The organism is Pseudomonas sp. NPDC087185 (assembly GCF_044744955.1).
GTDB lineage: Bacteria > Pseudomonadota > Gammaproteobacteria > Pseudomonadales > Pseudomonadaceae > Aquipseudomonas.
In genome coordinates, this window is record NZ_JBIUZK010000004.1 from 634,389 (window position 1) to 655,480 (window position 21,092).

19 protein-coding genes are annotated in these 21,092 nt (G+C 62.3%); 5 read left to right on the forward strand and 14 right to left on the reverse strand.

Going from position 1 to position 21,092, the window contains the following annotated elements; genetic code table 11:
* Positions 1-17: 17 nt before the first annotated feature.
* Together dnaG and rpsU are read right to left on the reverse strand one after the other, a co-directional pair.
* Positions 18-2,000, reverse strand: a complete 1,983-nt coding sequence (gene dnaG, locus ACIPIJ_RS17450) for a DNA primase (protein WP_401078831.1) — start codon at positions 1,998-2,000, stop codon at positions 18-20.
* A 299-nt stretch (positions 2,001-2,299) separates the two neighbouring features.
* On the reverse strand, positions 2,300-2,515 hold the full coding sequence (gene rpsU, locus ACIPIJ_RS17455; protein ID WP_003255575.1) for a 30S ribosomal protein S21: 216 nt from the start codon (positions 2,513-2,515) through the stop codon (positions 2,300-2,302).
* 204 nt (positions 2,516-2,719) lie between these two features.
* Here rpsU and tsaD point away from each other — a divergent pair, with 204 nt between their 5' ends.
* Complete coding sequence (gene tsaD, locus ACIPIJ_RS17460) at positions 2,720-3,745, forward strand: tRNA (adenosine(37)-N6)-threonylcarbamoyltransferase complex transferase subunit TsaD (RefSeq protein ID WP_401078834.1); 1,026 nt, start codon at positions 2,720-2,722, stop codon at positions 3,743-3,745.
* Positions 3,746-3,761: 16 nt separating this feature from the next.
* Here tsaD and plsY read toward each other — a convergent pair whose 3' ends face one another.
* Complete coding sequence (plsY, locus tag ACIPIJ_RS17465) at positions 3,762-4,331, reverse strand: glycerol-3-phosphate 1-O-acyltransferase PlsY (RefSeq protein ID WP_401078836.1); 570 nt, start codon at positions 4,329-4,331, stop codon at positions 3,762-3,764.
* A gap of 74 nt (positions 4,332-4,405) precedes the next feature.
* On the opposite strand from plsY, the gene folB reads away from it, so the two are divergent.
* Both folB and folK read left to right on the forward strand, forming a co-directional pair.
* Complete coding sequence (gene folB / locus ACIPIJ_RS17470) at positions 4,406-4,762, forward strand: dihydroneopterin aldolase (RefSeq protein WP_009682799.1); 357 nt, start codon at positions 4,406-4,408, stop codon at positions 4,760-4,762.
* A complete protein-coding gene (gene folK / locus ACIPIJ_RS17475) occupies positions 4,753-5,262 on the forward strand; it encodes a 2-amino-4-hydroxy-6-hydroxymethyldihydropteridine diphosphokinase (protein WP_401078837.1) in 510 nt (169 codons plus the stop codon). The genes folB and folK overlap by 10 nt, the downstream gene beginning before the upstream one ends.
* Before the next feature lie 75 nt (positions 5,263-5,337).
* On the opposite strand, the gene ACIPIJ_RS17480 is transcribed toward folK, so the two are convergent.
* The 11 genes from ACIPIJ_RS17480 to ACIPIJ_RS17530 all read right to left on the reverse strand — a co-directional run bounded on the left by ACIPIJ_RS17480 (position 5,338) and on the right by ACIPIJ_RS17530 (position 19,274).
* The gene (locus tag ACIPIJ_RS17480; protein ID WP_401078839.1) at positions 5,338-6,453 is read right to left on the reverse strand and encodes a multifunctional CCA addition/repair protein; all 1,116 of its coding nucleotides are present in this window, start codon (positions 6,451-6,453) and stop codon (positions 5,338-5,340) included.
* 58 nt (positions 6,454-6,511) lie between these two features.
* Positions 6,512-8,080, reverse strand: coding sequence for a SpoVR family protein (locus ACIPIJ_RS17485; RefSeq protein ID WP_401078841.1), 1,569 nt, complete (start codon positions 8,078-8,080; stop codon positions 6,512-6,514).
* A complete protein-coding gene (locus tag ACIPIJ_RS17490; RefSeq protein WP_401078843.1) occupies positions 8,077-9,348 on the reverse strand; it encodes a YeaH/YhbH family protein in 1,272 nt (423 codons plus the stop codon). Before ACIPIJ_RS17490 ends, ACIPIJ_RS17485 begins: the two co-directional genes overlap by 4 nt.
* Positions 9,349-9,467: 119 nt before the next feature.
* The gene (locus tag ACIPIJ_RS17495) at positions 9,468-11,390 is read right to left on the reverse strand and encodes a PrkA family serine protein kinase (RefSeq protein ID WP_401078846.1); all 1,923 of its coding nucleotides are present in this window, start codon (positions 11,388-11,390) and stop codon (positions 9,468-9,470) included.
* Between the two features lie 283 nt (positions 11,391-11,673).
* Complete coding sequence (glpE, locus tag ACIPIJ_RS17500; protein ID WP_401078849.1) at positions 11,674-12,003, reverse strand: thiosulfate sulfurtransferase GlpE; 330 nt, start codon at positions 12,001-12,003, stop codon at positions 11,674-11,676.
* Positions 12,004-12,018: 15 nt separating this feature from the next.
* Positions 12,019-12,885 (reverse strand): symmetrical bis(5'-nucleosyl)-tetraphosphatase, encoded by an 867-nt coding sequence (locus ACIPIJ_RS17505; RefSeq protein ID WP_401078852.1) that lies wholly within the window; start codon positions 12,883-12,885, stop codon positions 12,019-12,021.
* Positions 12,885-13,265, reverse strand: coding sequence for a Co2+/Mg2+ efflux protein ApaG (gene apaG / locus ACIPIJ_RS17510; protein WP_401078855.1), 381 nt, complete (start codon positions 13,263-13,265; stop codon positions 12,885-12,887). The genes ACIPIJ_RS17505 and apaG overlap by 1 nt, the downstream gene beginning before the upstream one ends.
* 121 nt (positions 13,266-13,386) lie before the next feature.
* A complete protein-coding gene (gene rsmA / locus ACIPIJ_RS17515; RefSeq protein WP_401078857.1) occupies positions 13,387-14,187 on the reverse strand; it encodes a 16S rRNA (adenine(1518)-N(6)/adenine(1519)-N(6))-dimethyltransferase RsmA in 801 nt (266 codons plus the stop codon).
* A complete protein-coding gene (pdxA, locus tag ACIPIJ_RS17520; RefSeq protein ID WP_401078860.1) occupies positions 14,184-15,173 on the reverse strand; it encodes a 4-hydroxythreonine-4-phosphate dehydrogenase PdxA in 990 nt (329 codons plus the stop codon). Before pdxA ends, rsmA begins: the two co-directional genes overlap by 4 nt.
* A complete protein-coding gene (locus ACIPIJ_RS17525; RefSeq protein WP_401078863.1) occupies positions 15,170-16,489 on the reverse strand; it encodes a peptidylprolyl isomerase in 1,320 nt (439 codons plus the stop codon). Before ACIPIJ_RS17525 ends, pdxA begins: the two co-directional genes overlap by 4 nt.
* The gene (locus ACIPIJ_RS17530; RefSeq protein ID WP_401078866.1) at positions 16,470-19,274 is read right to left on the reverse strand and encodes an LPS-assembly protein LptD; all 2,805 of its coding nucleotides are present in this window, start codon (positions 19,272-19,274) and stop codon (positions 16,470-16,472) included. The genes ACIPIJ_RS17525 and ACIPIJ_RS17530 overlap by 20 nt, the downstream gene beginning before the upstream one ends.
* A 130-nt stretch (positions 19,275-19,404) precedes the next feature.
* On the opposite strand from ACIPIJ_RS17530, the gene ACIPIJ_RS17535 reads away from it, so the two are divergent.
* Together ACIPIJ_RS17535 and murU are read left to right on the forward strand one after the other, a co-directional pair.
* The gene (locus ACIPIJ_RS17535; RefSeq protein WP_401078869.1) at positions 19,405-20,424 is read left to right on the forward strand and encodes an aminoglycoside phosphotransferase family protein; all 1,020 of its coding nucleotides are present in this window, start codon (positions 19,405-19,407) and stop codon (positions 20,422-20,424) included.
* On the forward strand, positions 20,421-21,092 hold the full coding sequence (gene murU / locus ACIPIJ_RS17540) for an N-acetylmuramate alpha-1-phosphate uridylyltransferase MurU (protein WP_401078872.1): 672 nt from the start codon (positions 20,421-20,423) through the stop codon (positions 21,090-21,092). Before ACIPIJ_RS17535 ends, murU begins: the two co-directional genes overlap by 4 nt.

The window sequence follows — 21,092 nt, forward strand, 5'->3', positions numbered from 1 at the left end:
ATACCCGAGCATGGGCCTCACGCGCCAGATGAGGTCGGCGTTTGTGCGGGAACATTACGGCTCAGCAGGGCGAGAAGCTGGGTTTTTTCCTCGCTGGTCAATTCGCTTTGACGTGATTTCCTGAGCAGTTGTTCCAGGCTGCGCTCGCGTTGGCGGGCGGACAAGCTAGTTATAGTGTCGAAAAACTGTTGTTCAAGGTTGTCGGCCACGATCAGCCATTCCTTTTCCGCCAGGGCCCGCAGCAGGCGGCCCTGTTCGGTGCCGTGCCAGCGTGCGATCAGCTGCATTGAGCTTAGCCCAGGATTTTTCTGCGCGGCTTCGATCAGGGCTACCAGCAACTGGCTGTAGAGGTGTTCTTCGTCGGCGAAGTGGCTGGCGTCCTCGACCTTGCCGGCCAACAGCGGGTGGTGCAGCAGTGTGCGCAGGGCCGCCAAGGTCGGGGGCTCCACCGGTGCCGGGGTGCGTGGTGGGGCCTCATCACGTTGCTGCCAGGGCTTGCCACCCTTGCGGTTCTTGTCCCAGGGCTTGTCGCTCCACGGCTTCTTGCCGCCAGGCTTGTTCGGCTTCCACTGCTGCTCCTGGTGCGCCGGCGCATAGTCGTGTTGCGGCATGTCGCCGTAGTCCGGGGTGTAGCTGGCCATGGCGTCGTAGTCATAGCCAGGGTCGTAGTCCGGTACGCTGGTGGCCGCTGGGGCCTGCTGGGCCAGTTGCTCGACCTGCTGCGGATCGAGGCCAGTGATTTCCTTCAGGCGGTTGCGCATCAGCTGGCGCAGGTTGGCTCCGGGGATCTTTTCGATCAACGGTGCTGCCAGGGTCGCCATGTGCGCCTTGCCTTCCAGCGATCGCGGGTCGGCCTCATTGCTCAGTTGCTCGAAGAAATAGTCGGCCAGCGGCTGGGCATGCTGGTTGATGCGGGCCATGAAAGCGTCGGTGCCTTCGGCGCGCACCAGGCTGTCCGGGTCCTCGCCCTCGGGCAGGAACAGGAAGCGTGCGCGGCGCCCGTCCTGCAGGGCAGACAGGGCCGACTCCAGGGCGCGCCAGGCAGCCTTGCGCCCTGCCTGGTCGCCGTCGAAGCAGAACAATACGCTGGGCACCACGCGGAACAGGCGCTTGAGGTGTTCTTCGCTGGTGGCGGTGCCGAGGGTGGCCACGGCATTGCGCAGGCCTTGCTGGGCCAGGGCAATGACATCCATGTAGCCTTCGACGACGATGATCTCGTCGAGGTTGCGGTTGTGCTTGCGTGCCTCGTACAGCCCGTAGAGTTCCTGCCCCTTGTGGAAGACCGGGGTTTCCGGGGAGTTAAGGTACTTGGGTTTGTCGTCGCCCAGCACGCGGCCGCCAAAGGCAATGATGCGCCCACGGCTGTCGCGGATGGGGAACATCACCCGATCGCGGAAGCGGTCGTAGCGCTTGCCGCTTTCGGCATTTTCGATCAGCAGGCCGGCATCGATCATGACCTTCTGCTGCAGGGTGTCGGCACCCAGGTGCTTGAGCAGGTTGTCCCAGCCCGGCGGCGCGAAGCCCAGGCCGAAGTCGCGGGCTATCTCTCCGGACAGGCCGCGGCCCTTGAGGTAATCCACCGCTGCCTTGCGGGTCGGGTGGCTGCGCAAGGCCTGGCGATAGAACTCCGAGGCGGCGTCCAGCAGCGGATACAGCGGTGAATCGGTTGGCTGGCGCGGTTTCTGCCCGCGTCGGCCCTCCTCGCGGGGGACTTCCATGCCGGCGGCGCGGGCCAATTCCTCGACGGCCTGGGGGAAGTCCAGGTTGTCGTGGTCCATGACGAAGCCGAGGGCGTTGCCGCCGGCGCCGCAGCCGAAGCAGTAATAGAACTGCTTGTCGGGGCTGACCGTGAAGGAGGGGGTCTTCTCCTTGTGGAACGGGCAGCAGGCGGAATAGTTTTTGCCGGTCTTTTTCAGCTGGACGCGCGAGCTCACCACGTCGACGATGTCGAGGCGGTTGATCAGGTCGTCGATGAAGCTTTGGGGAATCAGCCCGGCCATGGCAGTCTCGTCATCTGGCAACTGGCAAGTCTAATCGCTAGCGTGCCGGTTGGGGCAAGAGCTGCTAGGGGAAGTGCGAGGGAGTATGTGCTCGTCGGTAGCCTTGGGGTTAGCCACGGCTCGTCAGATAGGACGTGCACGACTGGTCGAAACCAGCTCTGACGTGTATAGCGATGTTGCCCGCTGCAGGTTGCAACGAACGCCTTGGGCTAGCTGCTCAAGGTTTAAGCTAACTGCTGCCAACGGCCCGGCGGTGAGCCGGGCAGGGCAGAAGCTTTGCGTAGAACGCTTGTACTGAATTAGTACAGGCGAACGGCGCGGCGCTGTTCGCGCTGAACTTTCTTGGCGTGACGCTTAACAGCTGCAGCTGCTTTACGCTTACGCTCGGCGGTCGGCTTCTCGTAAAACTCGCGGCTACGAACTTCAGCCAGTACACCGGCTTTTTCGCAGGAGCGCTTGAAACGACGCAGAGCGACGTCGAAGGGTTCGTTCTCTTTAACTTTGACGGCTGGCATCCAGGGCTACCTTAATTCATTACCGGGGTAGACGTGCTCCTGGCAAAACAAAGGTGTGCTGGAGTACGTCGGTTTTCAAGGGTTGCGGATGTTAACCCTTAGTACGCCGGAATGCAAAGCCTCTGATCGAAAACCGCTGGTCGGCACCCGGCACGGGGACTATCATGCGCGGCTTCGAATTCAGCCCCCACAAGGGACGAGCCCATGCTAGTACTGGGATTGGAAACATCCTGCGACGAAACCGGCGTCGCATTATACGACAGTGAGCGCGGTTTGTTAGCCGACGCTTTGTTCAGCCAGATCGACCTGCATCGCGTATTTGGCGGGGTGGTGCCCGAGCTTGCCTCGCGTGACCACGTCAAACGCATGCTGCCGCTCATTCGCCAGGTGCTGGACGAGGCCGGCTGTGTGGCCACCGAGATTGACGCCATCGCCTACACCGCGGGCCCTGGCCTGGTCGGTGCGCTGCTGGTCGGCGCTTCGTGCGCCCAGGCGCTGGCGTTCGCCTGGGATATCCCGGCGATCGGTGTGCACCATATGGAGGGCCATCTGCTGGCGCCGATGCTGGAAGAAAACCCTCCGCAGTTCCCGTTCGTCGCTTTGTTGGTCTCAGGCGGCCATACCCAGCTGGTGCAGGTCGATGGTATCGGCCAATACGAGCTGCTGGGCGAGAGCCTGGACGACGCGGCAGGCGAGGCGTTCGACAAGACCGCCAAGTTGATTGGCCTTAATTACCCAGGTGGCCCGGAAATCGCGCGCCTGGCCGAGCAGGGTGTGCCGGGGCGCTTCGTGTTCCCGCGGCCAATGACCGACCGTCCGGGCCTGGCCTTCAGCTTCAGTGGCCTCAAGACGTTCGCTTTGAACACCTGGCAGCAGTGCCGCGAGGCTGGCGACGACAACGAGCAAACCCGTTGCGACGTGTCCCTGGCGTTCCAGCAGGCAGTGGTGGAGACTCTGACCATCAAGTGCAAGCGCGCCTTGAAGCAGACGGGCCTCAAGCGCCTGGTGATTGCAGGCGGCGTGAGCGCCAACAAGGCATTGCGTGCATCCCTCGAGGATATGCTCGCCAGCATCAAGGGCAACGTGTATTACGCGCGCCCACAGTTCTGCACCGACAACGGCGCGATGATTGCCTATGCCGGTTGCCAGCGGCTGTTGGCCGGGCAGCAGCAGGACCTGGCGATCAGCGTGCAGGCACGCTGGCCGATGGAGCAGTTGCCACCGTTGTAAAAGGCCTGCGCGAACGTCAGAAGTGGCGTTCGCGGCCGGCGAACAGGTCGCGCAGATTATTCCGGTGCCGCCAGACGATCATCAGCGTCAGAACGCTGATCGGCAGCAGCGCCTCAGGCTCGCGCCAGGCCAGCAATGGCAGGGTCAGCGGTGTCGCTACCAGCGCTGCCAGCGAACTGGTACGGGTCAAGTAGAAGGTCAGCAACCAGGCGGCGACGGCCAGTAGCGCGGCGGGGAAGTACAGGCCCATGAGCATGCCTGCGGCAGTGGCAACGCCCTTGCCGCCCTGGAAGCGGAAGTACACCGGGAACAGGTGGCCGAGCACTGCGCAAACGCCGACCCAGCCCTGTTCCTGCAGGTCGAGGCCGGCCAGCCGTGCGAGCAACACCGGCAATAAGCCCTTGCACAGGTCGCCAAGCAGGGTCAGGATCGCCAGTTTACGGCCCGCCAGGCGTAGCATGTTGGTGGCGCCGGCATTGCCCGAACCGCTGGAACGCGGGTCCGGGTTGCCCGTGAGGCGGCTGAGGACGATGGCGAAGGACAGCGAGCCGAGCAGGTAGGCGAGCAGCGCCAGTAACCAAAACATGCTAACTATTCCGGGCGAGGAAGCCCTGATTCTAACGGCGCCAGTCGCCCTTGTCGTGCTGTGGAGAGAAGTGCTTGGACAGAGTGTTCATCGAAGGCCTGGAAGTCGATACCGTCATCGGTGCCTATGACTGGGAACGGGATATTCGCCAGTGCCTGCGCCTGGACCTGAGTTTCGCCTGGGACAATCGCCCGGCAGCGGCCGGCGATGATCTTAACCTGGCGCTGGACTATGCCAGCGTTTCGGCGCGTATCCAGGCCTTTGCCGAGCAGGCGCGCTTTGAACTGGTGGAAACCTTTGCCGAGCGCTTGGTCGCTGCCCTGATGGAGGAATTCCACATTCCCTGGGTACGGCTCAAGCTGACCAAGCCGGGCGCCGTCCCTGCGGCCCGTGGCGGTGTTGGCGTGGAGATCGAGCGCGGATGTCTCTGAGCACGGTTTACCTGGGCCTAGGCAGCAACATCGATCGCCACACGCATCTGTGTGCCGGGCTCGATGCATTGGCGGCGATACTCACCGATATGCGCTGCTCTCCGGTGTTCGAGAGCCAGGCAGTGGGCATCAAGAGTGGCCCGTTCATCAACTTCGTGGTGACTGGCAAGACGGACCTGCCCTTGCTGGAGCTGGACCGCCGGCTGAAGTTCATCGAGGCCGACAATGGCCGCTATGCACCGGAGCGCAAGGGCTTGCCGCTGGATATCGATGTGCTGATGTATGACGATCTGCACGGCACCTTCGATGGGCTGGTGCTGCCCAGGGCGGAGATTCTGAAAAACGCGTTTGTGCTCTGGCCGCTGTCCTTGCTGGCGCCTGAGCTGGTGCATCCTGAGGCAGGCAAGCGCATGGCGCAGCTGTGGCAGGAGGCGCGTATCGAGCAGGTACTGGCACCAGTGGCCTTTGAATGGCGGGGCTTGCAGCTGACACCGGCCTGACTTGAGCCTTGCGCTGTTCACCCCGGCGCCTTCGCGGGTAAGCCCGCGAAGGCGTCAGCATAGGCAACCCGGAACTCAGTGCTGTGCGCTGCCCTTGTAAGCCTTGAGTGCTTCCAGGCGCTTTTCCTTGAGTGCGTCACCCAGGCCCTGGCCCTTGAATCCTGCTTCCACCAGCGGTTTCACATCGACCGCTCTGGCCGCTGCTGCCGCTCCACGCAGATAGCCACCCTGTGGATGATCAGGCTTCCCATCCCCCTGCGACGCCATTTCGCAGGCGGCAATAAAATCCTCGAACCGCTGTGGCCGCCGGTACACGTCGAACGCCTGCAGCAACGCCAGCAATCCCTCTGGTTCAAGTCCGAACGCTTCGTCTCCCTGCGCGCTGAACTCACCCACCAGCATGGCCAGCTCCTGGCATTCGCGCGGGGCCTTGAAGCGTTGGTTGAGCGCTTTGATCGAGCCGGTATCCAGGCCGTGCAGCAAGCAAGCCCAGCGTACATGCAGGGGCTGTTGGTGCTTCGCAGCCTGCCTGAGCGCCGCCAGCGAGGCCAGGTCGCTTTCGAGTTCGGGCATCAGCTCCTGCAAGGCCCCGCAGTCGCGCAGCACCTCGATGAACACCTGAGGTTCGTCTTCCATCAGCGCCCGCTCGATCTCTTTCCAGCTACGTTCGGCGGTCAGGGCCTGCAGCTCGCCCGAGGCGCTGATCTGGCGCATCAGTTCCAGTGTTTCGTCAGCCACCTTGAAACCCAGCGGTGCATAGCGTGCTGCAAAGCGGGCGACACGCAGCACGCGCAATGGATCTTCGGCGAACGCCGGAGAAACATGGCGAAGAATGCGGTTTTCGAGGTCGGCTTGGCCCTCGTAAGGGTCCAGGATGTTGCCCTGCTCATCCTCAGCCATCGCATTGACCCTGAGGTCGCGACGAATCAGGTCTTCTTCGAGCGTGACCTCGGGGCTGGCGTGGAAGGTAAACCCGCCGTAGCCGCGCCCGCTCTTGCGCTCGGTGCGCGCCAGGGCATATTCCTCGCCCGTCTTGGGGTGGAGGAAAACCGGAAAATCCGTGCCGACCGGGCGGAAGCCCTTGGCGTGCATTTCTTCGACAGTGGCGCCGACCACCAGCCAGTCGATATCACTGACCGGGCGCCCGAGCAGGCGGTCACGTACCGCGCCGCCGACTTTGTAGATGTGCATGTGCAACCTCCCTTACTGCCCACAGGATACCCTGTCGGCAGTAAGGTTGGGGTGCGGGCTAGAGGTGATGGATGACGGCAAGGTCCATGCGGCCATAGTCGCCGCTGTCGCCATGCTCGCCACGCGGTGGCATGTGGTGGGTCTTGACCACCTGGTCGCCCTGTACGGTTTCCAGGTGGATATCGAAACCCCACAAGCGGTGCAGGTGCTTGAGCACTTCCTCGGTGGAATCGCCCAGCGGTTTGCGGTTGTGCTGCTGGTGGCGCAAGGTCAGGGAGCGGTCGCCGCGGCGGTCGATACTCCAGATCTGCACGTTGGGTTCACGGTTGCCGAGGTTGTACTGGGCCGCAAGCAGTTCGCGGATGACCCGGTAGCCGGCCTCGTCATGGATGGCCGGTACCAGCAGGTCGTCGCGCTGGTCATCGTCGAGGATGCTGAACAGCTTGAGGTCGCGGATCACCTTGGGTGACAGGTACTGCAGGATGAAACTCTCATCCTTGAAGCTGCTCATGGCGAACTTGATGGTCGACAGCCAGTCGCTGCCGGCAATATCGGGGAACCAGCGGCGATCCTCCTCGGTCGGGTTTTCGCATATGCGGCGGATGTCGGTGTACATGGCAAAGCCAAGGGCATAGGGGTTGATACCGCTGTAGTACGGGCTGTCGAAGCCTGGCTGGAACACCACGCTGGTGTGCGACTGCAGGAATTCCATCATGAAGCCTTCGGTAATCAGGCCCTCGTCGTACAGGTCGTTCATCAGCGTGTAGTGCCAGAAGGTAGCCCAGCCCTCGTTCATGACCTGGGTCTGGCGCTGCGGGTAGAAGTACTGCGCAATCTTGCGCACGATGCGCACCACTTCACGCTGCCAGGGCTCGAGCAGCGGCGCGTTCTTTTCGATGAAATAGAGGATGTTTTCCTGAGGTTCGGCGGGGAACCGCGCATCGTCGCGATCACCGCCCTTTTCGGCGCTCTTGGGGATGGTACGCCACAGGTCATTGATCTGGCGCTGCAAGTGTTCCTCGCGCTCCTTCTGTCGGCGCCGTTCCTCTTCGGCGGAGATGGGGTAGGGGCGCTTGTAGCGGTCCACGCCGTAGTTCATCAAGGCGTGGCAGGAGTCGATCAGGTCTTCGACCGCGTCGATACCGTGGCGCTCTTCGCACTGGGCAATGTACTGCTTGGCGAACACCAGGTAGTCGATGATCGAACTGGCATCGGTCCAGGTACGGAACAGGTAATTACCCTTGAAGAAGCTGTTGTGGCCATAGCAGGCATGGGCGATCACCAGTGCCTGCATGCACATGGTGTTCTCTTCCATCAGGTAGGCGATGCACGGATCGGAGTTGATGACGATTTCATAGGCCAGGCCCATCTGGCCACGGCTGTAGGACTTCTCGGTGCTGAGGAACTGCTTGCCGTAGGACCAGTGGTGATAACCCAGCGGCATGCCGACAGAGGCGTAGGCGTCCATCATCTGCTCGGCGGTGATCACTTCGATCTGGTTAGGGTAGGTGTCCAGGGCATAACGTTCGGCCAGGCGGCTGATTTCCCGATCGTAGGTCTGGATCAGCTCGAACGTCCACTCGGACCCGGTGGAAATGGGTTGGCGCCTCTGTGCTCTGGCGGTCATGTGGCTAACCTGCGCTGGAAGAGTTCACGGAAGACCGGGTAGATGTCGCCGGCCGATACCAACTGCTGCTGGGCGAATGTGTCGGGGAAAGCCTCGCCGATACGTTCGTACTCGTACCACAGGGCCTGATGCTCACGGGGCGTGATTTCAACGTAAGTGTAGTACTGCACGTGCGGCATGATCTGTTTGGAGAGGATCTCGCGGCAGATGGGCGAGTCGTCGTTCCAGTTGTCGCCGTCGGAAGCCTGGGCGGCGTAGATGTTCCAGTCACTGGCCGGGTAACGTTCGGCCATGATCTCCTGCATCATCTTCAGCGCGCTCGAAACGATGGTGCCGCCGGTCTCGCGGGAGTAGAAGAACTCTTCCTCGTCCACTTCGCGGGCGCTGGTGTGGTGGCGGATGAATACCACCTCGATGCGGTCGTAATTGCGCTTGAGGAACAGGTACAACAGGATGAAAAAGCGCTTGGCGATGTCCTTGGTGGCCTGGGTCATCGAACCGGACACGTCCATCAGGCAGAACATCACGGCCTTGGAACTGGGGTTGGGTTGTTTGACCAGCAAGTTGTACTTGAGGTCGAAGGTGTCGAGGAAGGGCAGGCGGTTGATACGTGCCTTGAGTCGCTCTATCTCTTGCTCGACCTCCTGGATGTCGGTGAAGTTGTCTGGCTCTTCGACTTTCAGCCGGGCCAGTTCCTTCTGCGCCTCGCGCAGGAGCGCCCGGCTGCTGCCGGTCAGGGCAATACGCCGGGCATGGGCCGAACGCAGGGTACGGACGATATTGATGCGTGACGGGTTGCCTTCGTTGGCGATACCGGCGCGCACAGTCTTGAAGGTATCGGTGCCGGTCAGGTGACGTTTGACCAGGTTGGGCAGTTCGAGGTCTTCGAACATGAATTCAAGGAACTCTTCCTGGGTGATCTGGAAGACGAAGTCATCCATGCCATCCCCGGAATTACCTGCCTTGCCGCGGCCGCTGCCGCCCCCGCCGCCTTGCGGCCGGGGGATATGTTCGCCGGCGGTGAACTCCTTGTTGCCCGGATGCACGATGGTCTGCTTGCCGCCGCGGCCATGGTGCAGCACCGGTTCATCGATGTCCCGTCCCGGAATGCTGATCTGCTCGCCATGTTCCATGTCCATGATGGAGCGGCGGCTCACGGCCTCTTCGACGGCTTTCTTGATGTGCTCACGGTAGCGCCGCAGAAAACGCTGGCGGTTGACCGTGCTCTTGTTCTTGCCGTTCAGGCGTCGGTCGATAACGTAGCTCATGGTCCCTCCGGTAGCTGGGAACAGCTGCACGCTTCAAGCTACGAGCTGCAATTCGAAGCAGCCACCGCCGCCCGTGGCTGACAGGCCAGCCACGGGCGCGCGGCGTGTAGCTTGCCGCTTTATTGCGATTTCCTGACCCGCAGGTACCATTCCGACAGCAGGCGCACCTGTTTGTCGGTGTAGCCACGCTCCACCATCCGCGTGACGAAGTCGTTGTGCTTCTGTTGATCCTCCTTGCTGGCCTTGGCGTTGAAGCTGATGACCGGCAGCAGGTCTTCGGTGTTGGAGAACATTTTCTTCTCGATCACCACCCGCAGTTTCTCGTAGCTGAGCCAGCTCGGGTTTTTGCCGTTGTTGTTGGCCCGGGCACGCAGTACGAAGTTGACGATCTCGTTGCGGAAATCCTTCGGATTGCTGATGCCTGCCGGTTTCTCGATCTTCTCCAGCTCTTCGTTGAGGGCGATGCGGTTGAGGATCTCGCCGGTTTCCGGGTCGCGGTATTCCTGGTCCTGGATCCAGAAGTCGGCGTACAGCACGTAGCGGTCGAAGATGTTCTGGCCGTATTCGCTGTAGGACTCGAGGTAGGCGGTCTGGATTTCCTTGCCGATGAACTCGATGTAGCGCGGTGCCAGGTATTCCTTCAGGTAGCGCAGGTAGCGTTCGCGCACTTCCGCCGGGAACTGTTCCTGCTCGATCTGCTGTTCCAGCACATACAGCAGGTGCACCGGGTTGGCTGCAATTTCGTGTGGGTCGAAGTTGAAGACCTTGGACAAGATCTTGAAAGCAAAGCGGGTCGACAGGCCGTTCATGCCTTCATCGACACCCGCCGAATCGCGGTATTCCTGGATCGACTTGGCTTTCGGGTCGGTGTCCTTGAGGTTTTCACCGTCGTACACGCGCATCTTCGAATAGATGTTGGAGTTTTCCGGCTCCTTCAGGCGCGAGAGCACGGTGAACTGGGCGAGCATCTTGAGCGTGTCGGGCGCGCAGTGAGCCTTGGCCAGCGAGCTGTTGACCAGCAGTTTGTCGTAGATCTTGATCTCGTCGCTGACGCGCAGGCAGTACGGCACCTTGACGATGTAGATCCGGTCGATGAACGCTTCGTTATTCTTGTTGTTGCGGAAGGTGTGCCACTCCGATTCGTTGGAGTGGGCCAGCAGAATACCGGTGTAGGGGATCGCCCCCAGCCCTTCGGTACTGTTGTAGTTGCCTTCCTGGGTCGCCGTGAGCAGCGGGTGCAGGACCTTGATCGGGGCCTTGAACATCTCGACGAATTCCATCAGGCCCTGGTTGGCCCGGCACAGTGCGCCCGAATAGCTGTAGGCGTCGGCGTCGTTCTGCGGGAATTCTTCGAGTTTGCGGATATCCACCTTGCCGACCAGGGCAGAGATGTCCTGGTTGTTCTCGTCGCCCGGTTCGGTCTTGGCAATGGCGACCTGATTGAGGATCGATGGGTACAGTTTGACCACCCTGAACTTGCTGATGTCGCCACCGTATTCCTGCAGGCGCTTGGTGGCCCATGGCGACATGATGGTGTTCAGGTAGCGCCGTGAGATGCCGTACTCTTCTTCGAGAATGGCGCCATCTTCGGTGGCGTTGAACAGGCCCAGCGGCGATTCGAATACGGGCGAGTCCTTGATCGCATAGAAGGGCACTTTTTCCATCAGCTGCTTGAGTTTTTCGGCCAGCGACGATTTACCGCCACCCACCGGGCCCAGCAGATAGAGGATCTGTTTCTTCTCTTCCAGGCCTTGGGCGGCATGGCGGAAGTACGAAACGATCTGGTCGATGCACTCTTCCATGCCATGGAAGTCGGCAAAGGCCGGATACCGGCGGATCACCTTGTTGGAGAAGATGCGCGACAGTCTGGAGTTGCTTGAGGTGTCGATCAGTTCTGGCTCGCCGATGGCCAGCAACAGCCGTTCAGCCGCCGAGGCGTAGGCACTGCGATCCTCTTTGCACAGCTCGAGGTACTCCTGCAGCGAGAGTTCTTCCTGGCGCGTGGACTCGAAACGTTGTTGGAAGTGGCTAAAAATACTCATGACGTCACCTCGCTCGATACGTGGAGACGACGCCGGATCAGTCAGCTGATGCTGGCATGCAATCGGGTTCGCCGACTGCTGTATACCCCCCAGAACACCCTGTAACGCTACCGATGACCCGCACGCCGGTGTACCGGCTCTCCCCTTTTTTTGGATGGCCTGCGCTTAAGAATAGTTGGTTATCCGCAAGGTCAAGGGCAAGCGGCGGAGAAGTTGCGAACGACCGTTCGTCAGGTGTGGCGCAAGCCCGCGTGGGGCGCGGGCTGCAGTAAAAATTAAAAAATTATTCAGCGGAGCCTTGGGCGGTCTCGGCCGGGTACGTGGCGCGCCACAGTTCGAAGCCGCCGTCGACGCTGTAGACCTCGGAGAAGCCTTGGCCGACGAGGTACGCGGCCGCGCTCTGGCTGGAGTTGCCGTGGTAGCAGACCACCAGGGTCGGCGCATCCAGGTCGGCGGTACGGATGAAGTCGGCAACCGAGTGGTTGTCCAGATGCGTGGCGCCGGTGATGTGGCCGGCGGCAAACGCCTGCGGGTCGCGAATGTCGACGACGACCGCACCTTGCGCGCGCAGGGCCAGGGCCTGCTCGGGAGGGATGCGCTTGAATTCGCTCATGGGTAGGGCTTTCCTTCAGGGGTGATCATTGAGTTTAGTCGGTTGTGCGGGCGGCCGTACGGTACCGTCGTCGGCGCAGTCGCAGCGGTGGTATTCACCGCTGTCGACGTTGTACAGGGTCATGGCACCGCCCCACACGCAGCCGGTGTCCAGGGCGATGATGCCGGGTTCGTCGACGCGGCCTTCCAAGGCCGCCCAGTGGCCGAAGATGATCTTCACGTGCCGTGAGCGGCGGTCCTTGTGCGCGAACCAGGGCTTGTAGCCTTTCGGTGCGGTGCCCAGGCCTTCCTTGCTCTTGAGGTCAAGCTTGCCTTCGGCAGTGCAGAAGCGCATGCGGGTCAGGTAATTGGTGATTACCCGCAAGCGTTCGATGCCACTGAGGTTCTTGCTCCACTTGTTCGGCTCGTTGCCGTACATGCCATCGAGGTACAGCTTCAGGCGCCCGTCATCGCGCAACACCTCCTCGACTTCGGCGGCCAGTTCCAGGGCCCGGCCCAACGTCCATTGCGGCGGAATGCCGGCATGCACCAGGGCGATACCACGGGGCTCGTCGTAATGCAGCAGCTTCTGCCGGCGCAGCCAGTCGAACAGCTGATCGGCATCGGGGGCTTCGATGATTTCGCGCAGGGTGTCGCTTTTCTTCAGCCGCTCGACGTTGTGCCAGGCGGCCAGCAGGTGCAGGTCATGGTTACCCAGCACGCAGACCAGCGATTGGCGGATCGAATAGAGGTAACGCAGGGTCTCCAGCGACTCGGGGCCGCGGTTCACCAGGTCGCCGACCAGCCACAGGCGGTCCACGGCGGGGTTGAACTTGACGCGGTCGAGCAGGCACTGGAGCGGTTGCAGGCAGCCTTGCAGGTCACCGACGGCATAGGTGGCCATCAGTGCAGGGCCCCCGGTACCGCCAGGCGGAAGGGGGCGATGTTCGCATCGAAGCGTTTACCGTCCTCGGCGAACATCTGGTAGCTGCCCTGCATCGTGCCCACGCGGGTGCTGATGACGGCGCCACTGCTGTAGGTGTGGCTCTGGCCCGGCTCGATGGTCGGTTGCTGGCCGATCACGCCAGCGCCGCGCACTTCCTCGACTTCGCCATCACCGTTGGTGATCAGCCAGTGGCGGGACATCAGCTTGGCGGTGACCAAGCCGTTGTTCAGCACGGTGATGGTGTAGGCGAAGGCAAAGCGATCGCTTTCGGGGTCGGATTGGTCTTTCAGGTAACGGGTCACGACGCTGACGTCGATCTGATAGCGGGGATCGGACATGCAAGGGCCTTGGGCAAACAAGCGAATACGGCGGTCTATGCAGTCTAGGTCATTGACGGGGGGAAGGGCCAGCGGGGAGCGGGGCCATTTCCGGCCCGCTGACGGGCCGGAAAGGGCAGGGTCAGGCTTGCTGCCCAGCCAACTGGTCGGCCAGGCGCACGAAGGCGGCCAGGTCCAGCTGCTCAGGCCGCAGGCTACCATCGACGCCAGCGGCTTCGATGGCCTGGCTGTCGAGCAGGCCTTTGAGCGTGTTGCGCAGGGTCTTGCGACGCTGGTTGAAGGCTTCGCGAACCACTTTTTCCAGCAGCAGATGGTCTTTGGCGGGGTGCGGCAGCACCTCATGCGGTACCAGGCGCACGATGGCCGAATCGACCTTCGGCGGTGGGTTGAACGCGCCAGGGCCGACGTTGAACAGGTGCTCGACCCGGCAGTGGTACTGCACCATGATCGACAGCCGGCCCCAGTCGCCACCGCCTGGGCCTGCGGCCATGCGCTCGACCACTTCCTTTTGCAGCATGAAGTGCATGTCGCGGATCAGCCCAGCATGGCTGAGCAGGTGGAAGATCAGCGGGGTGGAGATGTTGTAGGGCAGGTTGCCGACTACCTTCAGGCTGCGTGCAGGCACGCCCAGTTGGTTGAAGTCGAATTTCAGGGCGTCGCCCTGGTGCAGGCGGAAGTTGTCGCGACCAGCGAACTTGTGCTGCAGGATCGGCACCAGGTCCTTGTCCAGCTCGACCACGTCCAGCTGTGCGCCACTGCCTAGCAGGCCCTCGGTCAGGGCACCCTGGCCCGGGCCGATCTCCAGCAGGTGTTCGCCTGCCTTGGCATTGATGGCGCGCAGGATGCGGTCGATGATGCCGGCGTCGTGCAGGAAGTTCTGGCCGAAGCGCTTGCGCGCCCGGTGTTGGTATTGCTCGTTCATGGTCGGTTCTCGGCCATCTGGTAGGCGGTTTCCAGTGCGACGCGCAGGCTGCCGGTGTCGACCTTGCCGGTACCGGCAAGGTCCAGGGCGGTGCCGTGATCGACCGAGGTGCGAATGATCGGCAGGCCCAGGGTCACGTTGACCGCGGCGCCAAAGCCTTTGTACTTGAGTACAGGCAGGCCCTGGTCGTGGTACATCGCCAGCACCGCGTCGCAGTGCTCCAGATATTTGGGGGTAAACAGGGTATCGGCCGGCAGCGGGCCGCGCAGGTCCATGCCTTCGGTGCGCAGGCGGGCCAGTGTCGGTTCGATGATGTCGATTTCTTCGCGGCCCAGGTGGCCGCCTTCGCCGGCATGCGGGTTGAGCCCGCAGACCAGGATGCGTGGGTTGGCAATGCCGAACTTGTCGCGCATGTCGGCGTGCAGGATGCGCGTGACACGCGCCAGGCGCTCGGGGGTGATGGCGTCGGCGATGTCCCGCAGTGGCAGGTGTGTAGTCACCAGGGCCACGCGCAGGCCATGGGTCGCCAGCATCATCACCACCTGGGCGGTGTGGGTCAGCTCCGCCAGGAATTCGGTATGGCCGGAGAAGGCGATACCGCTTTCATTGATCACGCCCTTGTGCACAGGGGCGGTGATCATCCCGGCGAAATCCCCATCCAGGCAGCCTTGCCCGGCGCGGGTCAGGGTTTGCAGGACGAACGCCGCATTGGCTTTGTCCAGCTGGCCCGGAACCACGGCAGCGGCAAGGGGGGTATCCCAGACATAGAGGCTGCCTGCTGGCGCCGGCTGGTCGGGCCACTGGCCCGGCGCTACCGGCAGCAGGCTGATGGCCAGCCCCAGCTGCGTGGCCCGCTCGGCGAGCAGGTCACGGCTGGTGATGGCGATCAGGGGGTGTGGCTGGGCGTCGGCGGCGAGCAGCAGGCACAGGTCGGGGCCTATGCCGGCTGGTTCGCCGGGGGTGACGGCGAAGCGCAGGGGCTTCACTGTGCGGCCTGGTCAGCGCCAGGCAGCTTGATTTCAACGTAGGCTTCGTCGCGGATCTGGCGCAGCCAGGTCTGCAGCTCTTCGTCGTATTTGCGGTTACGCAGCACGCTCAGGGCCTGTTGCTCGCGGGCCTGCTCGGTGCTGTCGGTGGCACGGCGGCCCAGCACTTCCAGGACATGCCAGCCGTACTGGGTCTTGAACGGTTTGGTCACCACCCCTTGCTGGGCGTCGGCCATCTGCTCGCGGAACTCAGGTACCAGGCTGTTCGGGTCGACCCAGTTGAGGTCGCCGCCGTTGAGCGCCGAGCCCGGGTCTTCCGAGAAGCTCTTGGCCAGGGTGGCGAAATCTTCGCCGTTGTTGATCCGCTCGTAGAGCTTCTCGGCCAGTTGCTGGGTAGCCGCTTCGCTGCGGACTTCGCTAGGCTTGATCAGGATGTGGCGCACATGCACTTCGTCACGCAGTACGTTTTCGCTGCCACCGCGCTTCTCCTCCAGCTTGAGGATGATAAAGCCGTTGGGGATGCGAATCGGCTGGGTGATATCGCCGGTGGCCATGCTGCTGAGCATCTTGGCGAAGTCCGGTGGCAGCTGGCCGGCTTTACGCCAGCCCATCTCGCCGCCTTCCAGGGCGTTCTCGCTGGCAGAACGGGCAATGGCCATCTGGCCGAAGTCCGCGCCCTGCTTGAGCTGCTGGTAGACATCGCCGACCTGACGCGCGGCGGCCTGGATGGCCTCCGAGTTGGCGCCTTCCGGGGTTGGGATGAGGATGTTGGCCAGGCGGTACTCTTCGGACATCTGCAGCTTGCCCAGGTCCGAGTTGAGGAAGTTCTTCACTTCCTGCTCGGACACCTGAATGCGTTCGGCCACGCGGCGTTGGCGCACACGGCTGATGATCATCTCGCGCTTGACCTGCTCGCGAGCGTCGTCGAACGACAGGCCATCACGGGCCAGTGCCGCGCGGAACTGCTCTGGCGTCATGCCATTGCGCTGTGCAATGGTGCCGATGGCCTGGTTCAGTTCTTCGTCGGTGATGCGGATGCCCGAACGTTCGCCGATCTGCAGCTGCAGGTTCTCGACGATCAGACGCTCCAGTACCTGCTGCTCCAGCGCGCTGGTCGGCGGTACGCCGCCGCCACGCTTGGCGATGGTTTGCTGCACCTCGTGGACACGCTGGTCGAGTTGGCTTTGCATGACCACGTCGTTATCGACGATGGCCACCACGCGGTCCAGGGGTTGTACCGCGGCATGCACCGCGCCACTCAGCAATACAGCGCCCAGCAACACTGGGCGCAGACGATCAATAAGCTTGGTCTTCACGTTCACGGTAACCTTGAATGCCTTCGTCGAGGAAAGATTCGACCTTGTTGCCTACCACGCCACCGAGGCCTTTCAGCACGATCTGCAGGAAGATGCCATGGTCGCCTTTTTCGTTTTGCGGGAGGGCCTGGCTGAAATCGTCGTAGTCGATCCAGTAACGGTTGATCAGGCGCAGCTTCCAGCAGCAGTTGTCGTACTCGAAACCACCCATGGCTTCCAGGGTGCGGTTGCGGTTGTAGTCGTGCTGCCAGCGGGCGATCACGCTCCATTGCGGCACGATCGGCCAGATGACCGAGAAGTCGTGCTGCTGGATCTTGTAGTAATCCTTGATGTAGTTCGGATCACCCGGCGTGCCGTAGTCGCCGCCGCCCACTTTCCAGGTACCCGTTGCCGAGTCGTAGGCGATGGTGTCATTGCGGTAGCGATAACCGAGGTTGACCACCTTGTTCGGGTTGTCTTCAGGCTGGTAGTGGAACATCGCGCTGCCCGAGCGGGTGCTGCGGCTGTCCGGGTCCCAGTTGAAGTCCGAATTGAAGCGCCAGTCGCGGTTGAAGTAGTAGTTGTACACCAACGCGTACGGCGAAACGTCCGACTGCGCGTCCTGACGAGTACGATAATCGATGCCGGGCAGCTGAACCTTGCGATCCTTGAAGTAGTACGCCTGGCCGATGCTGAAGTTCTGGCGCTCGAAGCCGTTGTCTTCGATCCAGCGGGTGGTCACACCGAGCGACAGCTTGTTCTCGTCGCCGATACGGTCCACGCCGCTGAAACGGTTGTCGCGGAACAGCGAGTCGTAGTTGAACAGTGTTTCACCCGAGTCGAACAGCGGGATGTCCTTCTGGTCCTTGTATGGGACATAGAGGTAGAACAGGCGCGGTTCGAGGGTCTGGCGATAGTTGTTGCCGAACATCGAGGTATTGCGGTCGAAGTACAGGCCACTGTCGACGCTGAATACTGGAATGTCGCGGTTGATGGAGCTGCTGTAGCTGCCGTATGCCGGCGACGCCGATTGTGCGACAGCCTGCTGTTTGCCCTGGCTGTCGAGATCGAGGTCGTAGTTGGTGTAGAGGTACTTCAGCTTCGGCGTGACGTAACCATAGCTGGCTTGCATCGGCAGGCTGATGGCCGGTGCGAAGTTCAGGCGGTTGCCGTTGGCGCGGGCGATGCCGCTCACGTTTTCGTCCAGGCGCCGGCCGGCGGCGCCGGCGCTGAAGTCCGGGTTGCCATCTTTATCCGTGACAAAGTCGTCTTTCAGGTCACGATCGAAGCGTACCGCCTCGGTCTGGTAGCTGAAGTCGAAACCGCCCGGATGGTACGGCAGCATGCCGTCGATGGTGATCTGCGGCAGCTTGTTGTACGGGGTGATCTGCGACAGGGTCGCCATCTCGTACGCTTGCGCATTCAATCGAGCAGTGTAGGTATCGCCACGCCAGGTCAGGGCACCCTGCTGGTTCACCACATCGTGGGTTTCAATCCCGATCTGGTCGCTTTCCAGGTCCTGGAAGTAGAACGGATCGCTGATGTCGGTGTAATCGACTTCAGTCATCAAGCGCTCGTCCAGGCCGCCTTTGTGCTGCCAGTTGATCATCCAGCGCTGTTCTTTGTAGTCAGTCTGGTCTTTGCGATCGTCGTTCTTGTCGTTCAGGTACGCGCCGCCGAACTGGCCTTCGCTGGACTTGGTCAGGTAGCGGAATTCGCCTTCCATCAGCAAGCCACGCTTGGTCATGTAGCGCGGGTACAACGTGGCGTCATAGTTCGGCGCCAGGTTGAAGTAGTACGGCGTGACCAGCATGAAGCCGGTGTCGCTGGTGCTGCTGAACGATGGCGGCAGGAAGCCGGACTGGCGACGGTCATCGATCGGGAAGTAGATGTACGGTGTGTAGAACACCGGGAAATCCTTGACCCGAAGGGTGACGTTGGTCGCGGTGCCGAAGCCGGTGGCCGGGTTCAGGGTGATGTTGTTGCCCTTGAGCTGCCAGGCGTTGCTGCCCGGTTCGCACGTGGTGTACGTACCATCCTTGAGGCGGATGATGGCGTTTTCGCCACGCTTGGCGTACAGGGCGTTGCCGCGGATGTGCGACTTGTGCATCACATATTCGGCGTTGTCGACCTGGGCTTCGCCCGTGTCGAGCTGGATCTGCGCCTCGTCACCGACGACCAGCGAGCCGTTGTCGCGAATCTTGACGTTGCCCTTGAGCTCGCCACGGTTCTCGGCCTGGTAGAGGTTGGCCTCGTCGGCTTCGACCTGCATGCTGCCCTGGCGCATGACCACGTCACCGGCGAGGGTAGCGATCTGCTGCTCCTGCTGGTACTTGGAGACCTTGGCGTTGATGTAGGTCGGCGACTCGTCCTTGGGCGTGGTGTCGGCCATGCCCGGGCGGGTCGGCTCGACGTACGCACCGCCGCAGTACGGACCGGTTTCGGCCAGCTGGGCTGCGGTGAGCTTGTCGCGTGGAACCCAGTCGAGATGGCTGTAATCTTCGCTGCGCGACTTCAGGCCACGGCCCTTGCTCTCGGTGACCAGCACCGGCTTGTCAGCGCTTTCGGCCTCGGCCGACGAGGCCTCGGTGCCGGAAGTGGCTGCAGCGCCTTCGTGCACGGGGCGCGGTGGCAAGTTGTTGACTGGGCTCTTGGGCTTGCAGTCCCAACCACCGGAGGCGGACACTTGGCAGTCGAACTGCTCGGCTGCGACCACGTACGAGGTGGCAAAAGGTTGCAGGGCCAGCAGACCGCCGGTGACCAGCAACGGAAACTTTCTACGAAACGCGGGGGATTTCAATGCCATCTTATTAGTCCGGGCTTCCTGCGTGCCATCTGCCCGCGTGTGGGGCCGCACGCCTCTCGATGGTCTGAAAAAGATGCTGGATAATAAAGCATGACCCGCTTGACGGCTAGGGCCGTCGGAGACCCTTGTAATGCCTGAACACGATGTACGCTTGCAACAACTGACTGTCTGGCTCGCCGAACAGCTCGATACATGCTTTCGCGACAACGCCTGGGGCGAGGTGCCCGAGGGCAACCTGACCGCCGCCAGCAGCGATGCCAGCTTCCGCCGCTACTTCCGCTGGGAGGGCGCAGGCCACAGTTTCGTGGTAATGGACGCACCGCCGCCGCAGGAAAACTGCCGACCATTCGTCGCCATCGACCACCTGCTGGCCAGTGCTGGCGTGCATGTGCCGCTGATTCATGCCGAAGATCTGGAGCGTGGGTTCCTCTTGTTGGGGGACCTGGGGCGTCAGACCTATCTCGACGTCATTGATGAAAGTAATGCCGATGCACTGTTTGCCGATGCCATTGACGCATTGCTGGCCTTTCAGCGCCTGCCGATGGAGGCGCCGCTGCCGAGCTATGACGACGCCTTGCTGCGCCGCGAGGTCGAGCTGTTCCCTGAATGGTACGTGGGCCGTGAACTCGGCAAGTCTTTTACCGATGAACAGAAAATCACCTGGCAGCGCATCAGCCAGTTGCTGATCGACAGCGCCCTGGCGCAGCCCAAGGTACTGGTGCACCGCGACTACATGCCGCGCAACCTGATGCAGAGCACCCCCAACCCCGGCGTGCTGGACTTCCAGGATGCGGTCTACGGCCCGGTCACCTACGACATCACCTGCCTGTTCAAGGACGCCTTCCTCAGCTGGCCGCAGCCGCGTGTCGAAGGCTGGTTGCGCACTTACTGGGGCAAGGCGCAAGCCGCCGGCATTCCGGTGCAGCCAACGTTCGAGGACTTCCAGCGTGCCAGCGACCTGATGGGCGTGCAGCGCCACCTCAAGGTGATCGGCATCTTTGCCCGTATCTGCCACCGCGACGGCAAACCCCGCTACCTGGCCGACGTGCCGCGCTTCTTCGCCTATATAGATGAGGTGATCAGCCGCCGTCCGGAACTGGCCGAGCTGGGCCAGCTGATCGCCGAACTGAAAGCCGGAGCGCAGGCATGAAGGCGATGATCCTCGCTGCGGGCAAAGGCGAGCGCATGCGCCCGCTGACCCTGCATACCCCCAAGCCCTTGCTGCCGGTGGCTGGGCAGCCGTTGATCGAGTATCACCTGCGTGCCCTCGCGGCCGCCGGTGTTACGCAAGTGGTCATCAACCATGCCTGGCTTGGCCAGCAGATCGAGGACCACCTGGGCGACGGCGGCCGTTTTGGCCTGAGCATCCGCTATTCGCCCGAAGGCGAGCCGCTGGAAACGGGGGGCGGGATCTTGAAGGCATTGCCTTTACTGGGCGACGCTCCGTTCCTGTTGATCAACGGCGATGTCTGGACCGACTACCCGCTTGCGCTTCTGCGTGCACCGCTGCAGGGCCTGGCGCACCTGGTGCTGGTCGATAACCCAGGCCATCATGGCCGTGGCGATTTCCGCCTGCAGGGCGATCAGGTGGTGGACGGTGACGATGCCCCCGGCACGTTGACCTTCAGCGGCCTGTCGGTGTTGCACCCGGCATTGTTCGACGGCTGCCAGCCCGGTGCCTTCAAGCTGGCGCCGCTGCTGCGCCAGGCCATGGCGGCAGGCCAGGTGAGTGGCGAGCACTACCGCGGTCACTGGGTCGATGTCGGCACCCAGGAGCGCCTGGCCGAGGCCGAGCGCCTGATTGGCGAGCGCGCCTGA